The sequence below is a fragment of the Streptomyces sp. NPDC033178 genome (assembly GCF_055577685.1).
The window spans coordinates 260,068-274,401 of the sequence record NZ_JBVIPT010000005.1 but is presented as its reverse complement, the minus strand read 5'-3'; the positions used below and the strand labels follow the sequence as shown (position 1 = coordinate 274,401).

The 14,334-nt window shown below is 70.8% G+C and carries 12 protein-coding genes; 6 read left to right on the top strand and 6 right to left on the bottom strand.

Translation table 11 applies throughout. The annotated features are described in order from the left end of the window. Positions 1 to 71: 71 nt before the first annotated feature. From ACZ5VQ_RS14810 to ACZ5VQ_RS14795, 4 genes are all read right to left on the bottom strand, one after another. Positions 72 to 2,102, bottom strand: a complete 2,031-nt coding sequence (locus tag ACZ5VQ_RS14810; RefSeq protein WP_469105207.1) for a TerD family protein — start codon at positions 2,100 to 2,102, stop codon at positions 72 to 74. A gap of 45 nt (positions 2,103 to 2,147) precedes the next feature. Further along, the gene (locus ACZ5VQ_RS14805; RefSeq protein WP_151478427.1) at positions 2,148 to 2,726 is read right to left on the bottom strand and encodes a TerD family protein; all 579 of its coding nucleotides are present in this window, start codon (positions 2,724 to 2,726) and stop codon (positions 2,148 to 2,150) included. A 140-nt stretch (positions 2,727 to 2,866) separates the two neighbouring features. Beyond that, a complete protein-coding gene (gene uvrB / locus ACZ5VQ_RS14800) occupies positions 2,867 to 5,005 on the bottom strand; it encodes an excinuclease ABC subunit UvrB (protein WP_469105206.1) in 2,139 nt (712 codons plus the stop codon). A gap of 40 nt (positions 5,006 to 5,045) precedes the next feature. Beyond that, positions 5,046 to 5,909 carry an MHYT domain-containing protein gene (locus ACZ5VQ_RS14795; protein WP_469105205.1) on the bottom strand — a complete coding sequence of 288 codons (864 nt, stop codon included), beginning with the start codon at positions 5,907 to 5,909 and terminating at the stop codon, positions 5,046 to 5,048. Between the two features lie 277 nt (positions 5,910 to 6,186). On the opposite strand from ACZ5VQ_RS14795, the gene ACZ5VQ_RS14790 reads away from it, so the two are divergent. The 4 genes from ACZ5VQ_RS14790 to fdhA all read left to right on the top strand — a co-directional run bounded on the left by ACZ5VQ_RS14790 (position 6,187) and on the right by fdhA (position 10,607). Beyond that, positions 6,187 to 7,062, top strand: a complete 876-nt coding sequence (locus tag ACZ5VQ_RS14790; protein ID WP_469105204.1) for a glycerophosphodiester phosphodiesterase — start codon at positions 6,187 to 6,189, stop codon at positions 7,060 to 7,062. Positions 7,063 to 7,153: 91 nt separating this feature from the next. Continuing rightward, positions 7,154 to 7,708 (top strand): methylated-DNA--[protein]-cysteine S-methyltransferase, encoded by a 555-nt coding sequence (locus tag ACZ5VQ_RS14785; RefSeq protein WP_469105203.1) that lies wholly within the window; start codon positions 7,154 to 7,156, stop codon positions 7,706 to 7,708. A 283-nt stretch (positions 7,709 to 7,991) separates the two neighbouring features. Beyond that, a complete protein-coding gene (locus ACZ5VQ_RS14780; RefSeq protein ID WP_469105202.1) occupies positions 7,992 to 9,263 on the top strand; it encodes an MFS transporter in 1,272 nt (423 codons plus the stop codon). Between the two features lie 117 nt (positions 9,264 to 9,380). Beyond that, positions 9,381 to 10,607: a formaldehyde dehydrogenase, glutathione-independent gene (fdhA, locus tag ACZ5VQ_RS14775; RefSeq protein ID WP_469105201.1), complete on the top strand. Its 1,227-nt coding sequence runs from the start codon at positions 9,381 to 9,383 to the stop codon at positions 10,605 to 10,607. Between the two features lie 93 nt (positions 10,608 to 10,700). Here the strand turns inward: fdhA and ACZ5VQ_RS14770 are convergent, their stop codons facing one another. Continuing rightward, a complete protein-coding gene (locus ACZ5VQ_RS14770) occupies positions 10,701 to 11,129 on the bottom strand; it encodes a VOC family protein (protein ID WP_362074352.1) in 429 nt (142 codons plus the stop codon). 99 nt (positions 11,130 to 11,228) lie between these two features. Between ACZ5VQ_RS14770 and ACZ5VQ_RS14765 the strand changes: the two genes are divergently transcribed. Then, the gene (locus ACZ5VQ_RS14765) at positions 11,229 to 12,134 is read left to right on the top strand and encodes a pseudouridine-5'-phosphate glycosidase (protein WP_469105200.1); all 906 of its coding nucleotides are present in this window, start codon (positions 11,229 to 11,231) and stop codon (positions 12,132 to 12,134) included. Next, positions 12,131 to 13,075: a carbohydrate kinase family protein gene (locus ACZ5VQ_RS14760; RefSeq protein ID WP_469105199.1), complete on the top strand. Its 945-nt coding sequence runs from the start codon at positions 12,131 to 12,133 to the stop codon at positions 13,073 to 13,075. Before ACZ5VQ_RS14765 ends, ACZ5VQ_RS14760 begins: the two co-directional genes overlap by 4 nt. Before the next feature lie 234 nt (positions 13,076 to 13,309). Here ACZ5VQ_RS14760 and ACZ5VQ_RS14755 read toward each other — a convergent pair whose 3' ends face one another. Next, a complete protein-coding gene (locus ACZ5VQ_RS14755; RefSeq protein WP_469105198.1) occupies positions 13,310 to 14,104 on the bottom strand; it encodes a methyltransferase domain-containing protein in 795 nt (264 codons plus the stop codon). Positions 14,105 to 14,334: the final 230 nt, after the last annotated feature.

Genomic DNA, 14,334 nt, shown 5'->3' with positions numbered 1-14,334 from the left:
GATTAGTAAAAGAAGAACCAAAAGTGCTGGTCAGAGGACTTGAAGAACTCTTGGTAAAGGGTGCGCGGGCCTCAGCGGTTCCAGGAGCGGCGGGCTGCCGCGACCTGGGTGAGGACGTCCTGGAGCACCTGGCTGCTCGGGGGGACGCGCGAGGGATCGTAGGTCCACGCGTGCCCGACCCACGGGTCGGCGAGGTGGTCGTCGGGCGTGGGCGTGAGCCGGAGCAGCGAGCGCCACAGCGGGTCGAGCAGCGGCCCGTAGGCGGTGGCGTCCTCCCGGTCGGCGACCAGCATGAGGTGGACGCCGACGGCCGGGCCCTCGTCCGCGAGATAGCGCAGCTGGGTCACGGCACGGTCGTCGAAGCCGTGCGGGAAGTCGTTGACGATCAGCAGTTGCTCGGCCGTGTCGAGGCCGGGCGGCAGGGAGTCGGCAGCGCCGCCGCGGATCGCCATCTGTACGAGATCGACGCGCTGCGTGAGCCGGGCCAGAACGTCGGTCACGCCGGCGGCACCTGCGGCAGGCGGGCCGTTGAGCACGCCGGTCTGCACGAGGGGAGCGAGGGACGAGGAACCGGAGCCCGCCGGGTCGATGACATGCAGTGTGTACTCGCCCGCCGGGTAGACGGCGAGCAACCGGGCCGCTATCGCCACCGCGGTGTCCATGCCGAGGCGGCGCAGGTCGTCGGAGTCGGCGATCGAACCGTCGAAGGATCCGGAGCGTCCGCTGTCGATCCACAGACCGCGCTCCAGCGGCAGCCGCACCAGCATCGGAATGCTCAGGCCCGCGCTCTCGGGCAGGTGGAGGTCGCCCAGGCGCAGGGCCATGGGGACCTCCATCGGGACCCGGTAGCCGTGCCAGACGGGGTTGTCCCAGCGGGCGAAGGCGGGCGGCAATGCCGGCTCGACGACCTCTGCCTCGGCGGTGAGCTGGGCGAGGTCGCGGTCGAGGGCCTCCCTGGCCCGGTCGATCAACTGGGAATGCTTGGCGCGGGCGGCCTCACGCGCCGCGTCGCCCTGTCCGCCGATGCGGCTGCGCGGGTCGGACAGGACCCTGTCGAGCTCCTGCTCCATACGCGACTCGGCGAAGTCGACCGCGCTGCGGTACGCGGCCGTGGCGCGGGCCAGGTCCTCGAACATGCCCCACACCTGGTTGTACAGGCGCTCCTCCATCGACCAGCCGGTCGCATCGCCCGCGACGGGCTGCGCGGGCTGTCCCGGCTGGGCCGGGGGCGCTGTCGGCGGGGGCGGCGGAGGCGCGGCGGCCTGCCGTCCCGGGTGGCTGTAGTTGACGGGTCCGCCTCCGGGGCCGGTGGGCTGGGTGACGGCGGACGGGTCCGGCTGTCCGGGGTGGCCGCCCTGCGGCGTCGCGTGCCCGGGAGTGCCGGACGCCGTGTGTCCCTGCCCGCCCGGGTGTCCGTGCTGCGGTGTTACGTGGCCGGGGGCGCCCTGAGGCGTGGCTCCGCCCTGGTTCTGGCCGAGCGCCGGGGTCGTGGCGTGCCGCGAACGGTCGCCCTCCGACGTGCGCGGCGGGGGCGCGGCCACCGAACGGGCAAGGCCCTGGGCGACCGCTTCGTTGATGCTGCCCGCGAGTTGGCGGGCCTCGGGCAGGCCCTGGTCGGCGAGGAGTTCGGCGAGGCCGCCCGCGTATCCCTGGCCCACGGCGCGGACCTTCCAGGCACCCTGCCTGCGGTAGAGCTCGAGTGCGACGACGGCCGACTCCGCGTCGAGTCCCGTGATCGTGTAGCTGGCGACCTCGGAGCCGTCGAGTCCGGTGACCGCGATGAAGGGCGCGGCGACGGAGCCGAACCTGACCGGCCCGCTGCCTCCGGACGGCAGCGCGAGCAGCACGCTGACACGGTGCACGGACTCGGGCAGGGCGTCCAGGTCGCACGCGAGGCGGTGGTCGGCCGCCGCCTGCTTGGAGACCTCCAGGCCGGGCAGAGTGGGTGAGCCCGGGTGGGCCACCCACTCGACGCCGTGCACCGTGCCCTGTTCGTCGCTGAGCGTGGCCCCGGCCACGATCGGTTTTCCGGCCGACACCCGGATCTCAAGTCGGGCCTGGGGCAGCGGGTGGTTCTGCCCCCGGACCAGCTCAGCCGTCATCGCCTTCGTTCCCCCTATGTACTCGTGCGCCGGGTGCCGGGCTGCCTACAGGTGCGGCAGGATCGCCGGCATCAGGTCCTGGAAGGTACGGCCGTTGGCAGGCGTACCGAGAGCGGTCATCTGCCAGCCCGTGCCCGCGCGGTGGACCTTCGCCATGATCTGCGCCGTGTACTGGCCGCCGCCGGCCAGGGTGTAACGGGCCAGCTCCTGGCCGTTGGTCTCGTCGACCAGACGGCAGAACGCGTCCTGCACCTCCTGGAAGGTCTGGCCCGTGAACGAGTTCACGGTGAAGACGATCTGGTCGATGTGGACCGGGATGCGCGCGAGGTCGACGAGGATCGCCTCGTCGTCGCCGCCCTGGCCCACGCCGCCGACGAGGTTGTCACCGGTGTGGCGCACGGAGCCGTCGTCGCTGACGAGGTGGCGGAAGAACACCACGTCGACCGGCTGCTTGTCCGCGAACAGCACGGCGGACGCGTCGAGGTCGATCTCACGAGTGCGAGAGCCGAACAGGCCACGTCGCGGGGCGGCCTGCCAGCCGAGCCCCATGCGGACCGCGGTCAGCGTGCCTCCGTCGTTCTTCTGCAGACTGATGGCCTGACCCTTGGTCATGTTGACCGTCACGCGCTGTTCCCCTCTCGAACTGTCCCCTGTTGCCGCAGAGTCCTGCGGTTGACCAGCAACCCTACGCAGAGCCACTGACAGCGCCGAACCCTGGTGCACACTTTGTGTCGGTCTTGCAACACAGCGCGCCACTCCGGGTGTCAGGCGATGCCGGCTTCCTTCATCTGTCGCAGTTCCTTCTTCATCTCCGAGACCTCGTCACGCAACCTCGCGGCGATCTCGAACTGCAGGTTCGCGGCGGCCGCGCGCATCCGCTGTGTCATCTCCTCGATCTGCTCGGCGAGTTCCGCCGCGGGCCGGTCGGTCGGGACGGTCTCCTTGGCCTTGCCCTTGGCGGACTTGGCTCCCTTGGCGGCCTTCCCGCCGAGCGCGGGCACGGGGGCCTTGGCGCCCTTGCCGTCCGACGACTTGCGGTAGCCCGAGCCGAGCAGCTGTTCCGTGTCGACGTCCTCGCGGGCGATCTGCGCCACGATGTCGTTGATCTTCTTACGGAGGGGCTGCGGGTCGATGCCCCTCTCCGTGTTGTACGCGACCTGCTTCTCCCGGCGGCGGTTGGTCTCCTCGATGGCCTTCTCCATCGCCGGGGTGATCTTGTCGGCGTACATGTGGACCTGACCGGACACGTTGCGGGCGGCGCGGCCGATGGTCTGGATCAGGGAGGTGCCGGAGCGCAGGAAGCCCTCCTTGTCGGCGTCGAGGATCGACACCAGGGAGACCTCGGGCAGGTCGAGGCCCTCCCTGAGGAGGTTGATGCCGACGAGGACGTCGAACTCGCCGGCCCGCAGCTCGCGCAGCAGCTCGACGCGGCGCAGGGTGTCGACGTCGCTGTGCAGATAGCGGACCTGGATGCCCAGTTCGAGGAAGTAGTCGGTGAGGTCCTCGGCCATCTTCTTGGTGAGGGTGGTGACCAGGACGCGCTCGTCCTTCTCGGTGCGCTTGCGGATCTCGTGCACCAGGTCGTCGATCTGCCCCTCGGTGGGCTTGACGACGACCTCGGGGTCGATGAGGCCGGTGGGGCGGATGATCTGCTCGACGAAGCCGTCGCCGCGCGAGAGCTCGTACTTGCCCGGTGTCGCCGACAGGTAGACGGCCTGGCCGATGCGCTCCTGGAACTCCTCCCACTTCAGGGGGCGGTTGTCCAGGGCGGACGGCAGCCGGAAGCCGTGGTCGACGAGGGTGCGCTTGCGGGAGGCGTCGCCCTCGTACATCGCGCCGATCTGCGGGACCGTGACGTGCGACTCGTCGATGACGAGCAGGAAGTCGTCAGGGAAGTAGTCGATCAGCGTGTTCGGCGGGGAGCCGGGCTCGCGGCCGTCGAAGTGCATCGAGTAGTTCTCGACGCCCGAGCAGGAGCCGATCTGGCGGAGCATCTCCAGGTCGTACGTCGTGCGCATCCGCAGGCGCTGGGCCTCCAGGAGCTTGCCCTGCTTCTCCAGCTCGGAGAGACGCTCGCCCAGTTCCTTCTCGATGTCGTTGGCGGCGCGCTCCAGGCGCTCGGGCCCCGCGACGTAGTGGGAGGCCGGGAAGACGTACAGCTGCTGGTCGTCGCTGATGATCTCGCCGGTGAGCGGGTGCAGCGTGGAGAGGGCCTCGATCTCGTCGCCGAACATCTCGATGCGGACGGCCAGCTCTTCGTAGACCGGGAAGATCTCGATGGTGTCGCCGCGGACGCGGAACGTGCCGCGGGTGAAGGCCAGGTCGTTGCGCGTGTACTGGATGTCGACGAAGCGGCGCAGGAGGTCGTCCCGGTCGATCTCGTCGCCGATCTTGAGGTTGACCATACGGTCCACGTACTCCTGGGGCGTACCCAGGCCGTAGATGCAGGAGACCGAGGCGACCACGACGACGTCCCGGCGGGTGAGCAGCGAGTTGGTCGCGGAGTGGCGCAGGCGCTCCACCTCCTCGTTGACCGAGGAGTCCTTCTCGATGTAGGTGTCCGACTGCGGGACGTAGGCCTCGGGCTGGTAGTAGTCGTAGTACGAGACGAAGTACTCGACGGCGTTGTTCGGCAGCAGCTCGCGGAACTCGTTGGCCAGCTGGGCGGCCAGTGTCTTGTTCGGCGCCATCACGAGGGTGGGGCGCTGGAGCTTCTCGATCATCCACGCGGTGGTGGCGGACTTGCCGGTGCCGGTCGCGCCGAGGAGGACCACGTCCTTCTCACCTGCGCGGATACGCCGTTCGAGGTCGGCGATGGAAGCGGGCTGGTCGCCGCTGGGCTGGTAGGGGCTGACGACCTCGAAGGGCGCCACCGTGCGTTCGATCTTTGATACGGGCCGCATGGGTTCCACCGTACGACCCCGCACTGACAACGGGGTCGCGTCACCAGTTCTGCGGGGTGCGGGAACCGGGGCGCCTGGAGCTCCGGCGCTGGCCCGGCACGGACCGGCGGCCGGTGTGGCGGACGGTGTGGGCCGGGATGCCGGGCTTCTGCTCGGCGGGGCTCCAGTCGGGCTTGCCCATGACCATCAGCGGGTCGAACATCACGACGACACCGGCCAGCAGCAGAAAGGCCAGGGGGCCGACCATCATGGGGGCCAGCAGGGTCGCGGGCGAGTCCCCGGACGGGGTGCTGACGGCGCTGTGCAGATGAACGTCGAGGGCGGCCATGCCGGTGTAGTGCATGCCGCTGACGGCCAGACCCATGACGAGGCTCGCGCCCACGCTCCACAGGAAGCCGCGGACCTGACCCGCCGCCCACAGGGCCGCGATCGCGGCGACGACGGCTATGACGACCGAGGCGGAAACGGTGAAGGTGTTGTACTCGAGCTCTCCGTTGAGTCGCATTCCGGCCATGCCCAGGTAGTGCATCGAGGCGATGCCGAGGCCGGTGATGGTGCCCCCTGTGAACAGGGCCGTTCCTGAGGCTCCCTTGTAGCCGACAATGAAGATCCCGATGCCGACCATGACGATCGCGACGCCGAGGCTCGCGAACGTCGTCAGTTTGTCGTAACGGACCGGGGTCTCCTGGACGGAGAAGCCCATCATCGCGATGAAGTGCATGGTCCAAATGCCGGAACCGATCGCCGCCGAACCGAGAGCGAGCCAGCCCGGCCGCCAGGAGCGGGTGACGAGCATCGACCTCGTGGTGCAGCGCAGGCCCAGCGCTCCACCGAGGCAGGCCATCAGGTACGCCACCAGCGGCGTGACGAGCCCGTAGCTGAATCCGTCGACCGTGCCCTGCATGCGCGGTTGCCCTTCCGCCCTGTTGAGTCCCGGAAATTCGTGAGATGCCCCCGTCCCAGGACCGCCACGGCGGTCAGGGTTGACGCAGAGAGTATGACTCGCCCCGGAACGCTCGAACGATTTTCCGGCAAAGAATCACGACCTTGCCCCACTTGTGCGGCACACGTGATCGGACATGGGCAACTCCATTCAATCTGTGGCCATCCTGCACCCCCCTGCTGTTGACCCTCTGCTGTCACTCTAGGACGGTCCGTGAACACAGACGCAAGGAGTACGCATGCATGCGCGCGCTGCCGCCGCCACGACCACCGCGCTCCTGGGAGCCGCTGTCGTTGTTCTCCCCGCACCCACCGCCCACGCCGCTCCGGACACCGACCGGACTCAGGTGATCGCCCACCGCGGCGCCTCGGCCTACGCCCCCGAGAACACCCTGGCCGCCATCGACAAGGCCGACGACCTCGGATTCCGCTGGGTCGAGAACGACGTCCAGCGCACCAAGGACGGCCAGCTCGTGGTGATCCACGACGACAGCCTGACCCGCACGACCGACGTCGAGGAGGTCTTCCCCGGGCGGGCCCCGTGGAAGGTCAAGGACTTCACCGCCGCGGAGATCGCGCAGCTGGACGCGGGCAGCTGGTTCAGCCCCCGGTACGCGGGCGCGCACGTACCGACCCTGAAGCAGTACATGAACCGGGTTTCACGAAATCACCAGAAGCTCGTCCTGGAGATCAAGAATCCCGCTCTCTACCCGGGAATCGAGCGGGAGACCCTCAAGGTCCTCGGCAACGAGGGCTGGCTGGGGCCGGCCCACGTTCGGAGCAAGCTGGTCGTACAGAGTTTCAGCGCGGACAGCCTTCGGACCGTGCACGCGCTGCGGCCCGACATCAAGACGGGCTTCCTGGGTACGCCGGCGGTCGCGGAGCTGCCCGCGTACGCGCAGTTCGCCGACCAGATCAACTCGTCGCACACGACGATCTCCCTCGGCTACGTCACCGCGATCCACGCGCTCGAAGGACCGCACCGCAAGCCGCTGGAGATCTCCACCTGGACCGTCGACACCGCGGCGGACGCACGGCGCGTCGCGGGCTTCGGCGTGGACGGCATCATCACGAACAAGCCGGACGTGGTGCAGGAGGCGCTGAACGAGGGCTGAACCCGCCTTCACCAGCTCTCGCCGGTGGCACGGACGCTCGCATGCGTCCGTGCCTCCGGCGTTGTCGGTGGTGCGCCGTACCGTGGAGCGCATGGACAGCCATGGGCAGAACGAGCAGCGAGTGGTGTGGGCCGTCGTCGACAGCGACATCGGTCCGCTGCTGCTGGCCGCGACCGGCGAAGGCCTGGTCAGCGTCGATTTCCACGCCACGGACGCCGTGCGCGACAAGGCGCTCGACCGGCTCGGGTCCCGGTTCGGCACCGAGCCCGTCGAGGCACCCCAGTCCCCGCTCCTGGCCGAGGCGATACGTCAGATCGCGGCGTACTTCGCGGGCGAGCGCAAGGACTTCGACCTGCCGCTGGACTGGTCCCTGATCTCCGGGTTCAACCGCCAGGTGCTGCGCGAGCTGGCGTCCGGCGTTCGGTACGGGTCCGTGGTGGGGTACGGCGATCTGGCCCGGCGGGTCGGCCAGCCGGGGGCAGCCCAGGCGGTGGGCATGGCCATGGGCGCCAACCCGCTGCCGGTCGTCGTGCCGTGCCACCGGGTGGTGGAGAGCGACGGCGGGATCGGCGGGTTCGGGGGCGGCCTGGAGACCAAGCGGAAGCTGCTGGCGCTGGAAGGGGTACTGCCGGAGCCGTTGTTCTGAGGGTGCCTTCGTGCTGACGGTGCCTCGGTCTGAGGAGTACCTCCGTCCGAGGGGTGCCTCCTCCCGAGGAGTACCTGGGGTGCCTCGGTCTGAGGGGTGCCTCGAAGCGCTCGGCCGTGGGGGCGCGGTCGCTGTTGTCGTGAAGGTGTCCTGAGCTCAGGACCAGGGGGGAGGATGCGCCGGTGACCACATCGATCACGCGCGGGGATGTGTCCGAAACGGTGCGGTTCGCGGCGGCGGGCCGGGTAGGCGCGTCGAGTTGCAGTGCCGCGGGACGCTGCCGGTGACCGCCGTCGAGCGGCCGGTCGCCGGGCCAGTCGACGCGGAAGCACTGCCGGCACTGCGGCGCCGGACAACCGCCGTCCTCGTCGCCGGCCAGATCCTCGGCGGGCTCGGTGTGGCCACGGGTATCGCGCTCGCGGTCGTACTGGCCCAGGAGGTCGCCGGCACCGAGTCGCTGGCCGGGCTGGCGCCCACCGCGACGGTCACGGGGACGGCCGTGCTCTCCGTGCCACTCGCCGCGCTGATGACCGCGCGCGGCCGCCGGCCGGGGCTCGTGCTGGCGTACCTCATCGGAGCGTTGGGCGCGGGGATCGTCGTGGTCGCCGCGGTGATGGACAACTTTCCGCTGCTGCTGCTCGGCATGGCGGGGTTCGGCGCGGCCTCGTCCGCGAATCTGCAGGCGCGCTTCGCGGCAGCGGATCTGGCCGAGCCGCAGCGGCGGGCACGCGCCATCTCGAACGTCGTGTGGGCCACGACGATCGGCGCGGTCCTCGGTCCCAACATCGCCGCGCCCGCCGGTCGCAGCGTCTCCGGGTTCGGCATACCGGAGGCGGCGGGCCCCTTCCTCTGGGCGGCCGGGGTCTTCCTCATATCGGCGCTCCTGGTCGCGGTGCTGCTGCGGCCCGACCCGCTGCTCACAGCACGTGCGCTGGCTCCGGTCGAGGAGCAGTCCCCCGCCGCGCGTTCCATACGGGCCGGGGCGGCCGCCGTCCGGGCCTCGCCGCGGGCCCGGCTGGCCCTGATGACCGTGGCGGTCTCGCACACGGCGATGGTGTCGGTCATGTCGATGACACCGGTCGATCTCGGTCACCACGGCGCGAGCATCGATCTGATCGGGCTGGTCATCAGCATCCACATCGCGGGCATGTTCGCGTTCTCGCCCGTCATGGGCCGGTTGTCCGACCGGTTCGGGCGGCTGGCGGTGATCGGTCTTGCCGTGGGGCTGCTGGCCTGCGCGGCGCTGCTCGCTGGCACCGCGGGCAGCAGTCACACGCAGACCGCCGTCGGGCTCTTCGTGCTGGGTCTCGGCTGGTCGGCCGGTCTCGTCTCCGGCTCCGCGCTCCTGACGGACTCCGTGCCGCAGCCCGCGCGTGCCGCCGCACAGGGCCTGTCCGACCTGACCATGAACACCGCGGCGGGTCTCGGCGGCGCGGCGGCCGGACTCGTCGTCGCCCAGGCGAGCTACGGCTGGCTGAACCTGGTCGCCGCCTGTCTGCTGCTGCCGCTCGGCGCGCTGGCGCTGTTCACCCGGGGCCGGCCCGCCACATCGTGACGTCCCCATGGAGACCCGCGCGAAGGCTGGCCGGAACGGTGCGGCGGTAGCAGACTCCGCCATGCGCACAGCCACTGGCATCCGAAGTCACGGGGGCCGAAGGGACGGCGATCACGTATGAGCGGGAACAGGGCAGTCGCGTATCTCAAGCCGGGCGCGGTGGAAGTCAGGACCATCGACTACCCGACGCTCGAACTGCAGGACGGGCCAGGGGTGGCATCCGCGAACATCGGCCGCAAGTGCCGGCACGGAGTCATTCTCAAGGTGCTCGCCAGCAACATCTGCGGCAGCGACCAGCACATGGTGCGCGGCCGGACGACAGCGCCCGAGGGGCTCGTCCTCGGGCACGAGATCACCGGGGAGGTCGTGGAGCGAGGCCCGGACGTCGAGTTCGTCGAGGTCGGGGACATCGTCTCGGTGCCGTTCAACATCGCATGCGGACGGTGCCGCAACTGCAAGGAACGCAAGACCGGCATCTGTCTGAACGTCAACCCGGCCCGCCCCGGAGCAGCCTACGGCTATGTCGACATGGGCGGCTGGGTCGGCGGCCAGGCGGAGTACGCCATGGTCCCGTACGCGGACTTCAACCTGCTGCGGTTCCCGGACCGGGACCAGGCGCGCGAGAAGCTCCTCGATCTGACCATGCTGTCGGACATCTTCCCGACGGGGTTCCACGGGGCGGTGACCGCGGGCGCCGGGGTCGGCTCGACGGTGTACGTCGCCGGGGCGGGGCCGGTCGGTCTCGCGACCGCGGCGTCGGCGCAGCTGCTGGGCGCCGCCGTCGTCATCGTCGGCGACCTGAACGCCGAACGTCTCGCGCAGGCCAGGAGCTTCGGCTGCGAGACGGTCGACGTGAGCCAGGGCGACGTGGGCGAGCAGATCGACCAGCTCCTGGGTGAGCCGGAGGTGGACGTGGCCGTCGACGCGGTCGGTTTCGAGGCGCGGGCCCACGGTCCCGACGCCCCGGAGGCACCCGCCACGGTCCTCAACTCGCTGATGGGCATCACGCGCGCGGGTGGCGCGCTCGGCATTCCGGGCCTGTACGTCACGGACGACCCCGGCGGGATCGACCAGGACGCGCGGACCGGGACGCTGAAGGTACGGCTCGGTCTGGGGTGGGCGAAGAGCCACCGCTTCACGACCGGTCAGTGTCCGGTGATGCAGTACCACCGGGGCCTGATGAAGGCGATCCTTCACGAGCGGGTGCACATCGCCAAGGCCGTCAACGCGACGGTGATCGGCCTGGAGGACGCTCCCCGCGGCTACGCCGAGTTCGATCAGGGCGCCAGCCGCAAGTACGTCCTCGATCCGCACGGGGCGCTGAACGGAGCGAGGCCTGTCTGAGCCCCGAAGGCCGAAGGGGTGTCCACGCGCGCGTGGACACCCCTTCCCCAGTCAGGTCCGAGAGCTGCTCGGGAATGCTCGGGGACCTGAGAGCTAGTCGTAGTGCCGCGCTTCGAAGACGTTCCCGTCCGGGTCGCGGAAGTAGAAGCTCCGTTTGGCCTTTCCGCGGGCGCCGTACGCGTCGTGGGTGAAGTCCGAGAGGGGGACGGCACGCTCCTCCAGGCGGGCGCGGAGCGCGTCGAAGTCCTCGCCGGGGAGGGACAGGCATACGTGGTTGACCGGGTGGCCCGCGCTTGCGGCCGCGTCGGGGACGACGTCCATGCGGGGGGCCATGGTCAGGGGCGCGAGGTCGAAGATGGTCTCCTCGTTGAGGCGTACGGAGGGGAAGGACACCTTCCCCGCGGCGAACTCGGTGACCCTGATGGGCTCAAGGCCCAGCGCCTTCTCGTAGAAGTCGGCCGAGGCCACCGGGTCGCGTACCCAGAGGACGACATGGTCGAGACGTGTCGAGTTGTCCGTCATGGCCTCAGGCTGCTGCCCCGTTGTGCTGGTCGCAAGGGTTTGGCCAGGCGCGTCGCCCGCCAGGGATGAGGGGAGAACCGACAGACAGGAGGCACGCGCGTGCTGGTGGTTTCCGAAGAGGTACGGGAGGCGCTCGCCGCGGGGCGGCCCGTGGTGGCACTGGAGTCCACGATCATCGCGCACGGGCTGCCGCGTCCGCGCAATCTCCAGGTGGCATTGGAGCTGGAGGACGCCGTACGCCAGGAAGGTGCCGTTCCCGCGACGATCGCCGTGCTCGACGGGCAGCCCCGCGTGGGTCTCGACAAGGAGCAGTTGGAGCGGGTCGCCAACGAGGACGGCATCCGCAAGCTCGGGCATCGCGATCTGCCGCTCGCGGTCGCCGCGGGGGTCAGCGGGGCGACCACTGTGTCAGCGACCGCGCTGCTGGCCGCGCAGGCGGGCGTACGGGTGTTCGCGACGGGCGGGCTCGGCGGCGTACACCGGGAGTGGACGGTGACGCAGGACGAGTCCGCCGATCTGGGGCTCCTGGCACGGACCCGGATCACGGTGGTGTGCGCAGGGGTGAAGTCGATCCTGGATGTGCCGGCGACCCTGCAGCGGCTGGAGACGCTGGGGGTCGTGGTCGCCGGATACGGGACAACGCACTTCCCCGGCTTCTATCTGTCCGACTCGGGTCACCCGGTGGACTGGACCCTGGAGTCGCCCGGCGAGGTCGCGGCCGTCATGCGCGCGCAGGACGCACTCGACGGGCCCGAGTCGGCGCTGATCGTCGCCAACCCGGTGCCGGAGGCGGAGCAGCTCGATCCCGAACTCCACGCGCGCGTGCTCGCCGACGCGCTGAACGCGTGCGAGGCGGAGGGTGTGAGCGGCCAGGCGGTGACACCGTTCCTCCTCGGCTACCTGGTGCGCCACACCGAAGGGGCGTCACTGAGCGCCAATCTGGCGGCGGTACGCGGCAACGTACGGCTCGCGGGGCGGATCGCGGCGGCCTGGGCAGGCGCGTGACCGGGGCGAGCGGCCCCGGCAGAGCTCCCGGCAGTGCTCCCGGCGGGGCTCTCCTGGTCGTAGGCGACGTCGTCACGGATGTCGTCGCCCGGCACCGTGGGCCGCTCGCGTCCGGCACCGACACAGCCGCTGTCGTCCGGACCGTGCCGGGCGGCGCGGGCGCCAACGTCGCGTGCTGGGCGGCCCGCCGGGACGGCACGGAGGTCCGCCTGCTCGGCAAGGTGGGCATGGATTCCGCCGCGTGGCACGAGCGCGAGCTGGCCACTTCGGGAGTACGCCCCCTCCTGGTCATCGACCCCGAGGCGCCGACCGGGACGGTGATCTGCCTGGTGGACACGGGCGCTGCGGCAGAGCGCACGTTCCTCACGGACAGCGGCGCGTCCCTGCGGCTCACCCCCGGCGACTGGTCGGAGTCACTGCTCGACGGTGTCACCCGGCTGCATCTGTCGGGCTATCTGTTCTTCTCCGAGCCGTGCCGTGCGCTGGTGGCGGTGGCGGTCGAGTCGGCACGCGCGCGTGGGGTGCCGGTGAGCGTGGATCCGGCGTCGGCGGGATTCCTCACGGAGCTGGGAGTGGACCGCTTTCTCGCGCTCACCGAGGGCGTCGACGTCCTGCTGCCGAGCCGGGACGAGGCCTGTCTGCTGACCGGTCTGCCCGATCCGGCGGACGCGGCGGCCAAGTTGAGCCGCCACGTTCCGCTGGTGGTCGTCAAGCAGGGCGGGGCCGGAGCCCTGGTCGCCCGGTCGGGGGAGGTCCGGGCCCGGGTTCCGGCGGTGCCCGCGATCCCGGTCGACACGACGGGTGCCGGGGACGCCTTCACCGGAGCCTTCCTGGCCGCGCTCCTCGCGGGCACCCGACCGGAGGAAGCGGCTGTGGAGGGGTGCCGGGCCGGGGCACGGGCGGTGGAACAGGTGGGCGGGAGGCCGACGACGAACGCGTAGGCCTCCCGGGCCCGTGCCGTGGGCCGCCCCGATCCGCCTCGGCAGCCCATCCGGACTGCCCCGGGCTGCCCCGGACCACTCCGGACTGCCCCGGACCGCCCCGGTTCGGCCCGGGCCGGCCCGGGCCGGCCGTGGAGGCATGCGCGTCCGAGCCCCGCGGCGGCGAGGCACAAGCACTCCGGCCCTCGCGGGGCACTGTGCCCTCGCCGCGGACTGCGCCCTCGCCACGCGGTGCTACACCTTGCGCCCCCACGCCGAGATCAGCGGCGCCGTGGCCAGGTCCATCCCGCCCGCGGCCACGTTCGCGAGGTGCCGGTCGATGTCCTGGTCCGTGGCGAGGCCCGCGGCGACGAGCCGGTCGCGGACCTGACGGATCGTCGCGGACTCCAGCGCTCCGCAGGCCGGCAAGGTGATCGGGAAGTACGCGTCGGCCTCGACCTGTCGCAGCCCGGCCTCGCGGAGCAGCCGCGGAAGCCGACGCCCGTACGCGAGGTCGGCGCCGTGCTCGGTGAGCAGTTCACGGAAGCCGTGGCGCAGCCGGTTGGCCAACTGCTGTTCGGGGCCGCGCTCGTCGGGGCAGGCCAGCGGCTGGAGCGCCGGGTCGGCGTCCTCGACCAGGAGCCGTCCGCCGGGCCGCAGCGCTCTGATCATCGAGTGCAACGCCCTCTCCCTGTCCGCCACATGGACCAGGACGAGCCGGGCGTGCACGAGGTCGAAGCCCTCCCCCGGCGGCTCGTCCACGCCCACGTCATGGACGCGCAGCTCGACGGGAGGACGGAACGCCGAGGTGGCCCAGGAGGTGTCGACGTCGGTCGCGACCACCTTGCCGGTGGGGCCGACCTTCTTGGCGAGCCAGGACACCACGGACGTGCCGCCCGCGCCGACCTCCCAGCAGCGCCAGCCGGATCCGATACCGAACCGTTCGATGTGCCGGAACGTCGTGGGGTCGAAGAGAGCGGCGAGGGCGTCGAAACGCTGCCCCGCCTCGGTCTGCCGGTTGTCGAGGAGATACCCGTCGGTGCGCGTCATGCGCCGATCATCCCAGTTGTCTCGCTTGTCCATGATGGTTGACGCTCCCGAAGTCAAGCGCGTCGTCGGCCGCATGGGCCGCGCTCGGCCCGCCAACAGCCGTCGTCGCCTCGTCAGTACCGGCCGACACGGTGGACCTGGAACGGAATCCTCCGTTCCCACAGGCTTTCCCGGCCGTCAAAACATCCTGGCAGACTGGCCGCGGCAAGGCGCAGAGTGCGGCGCGAGGA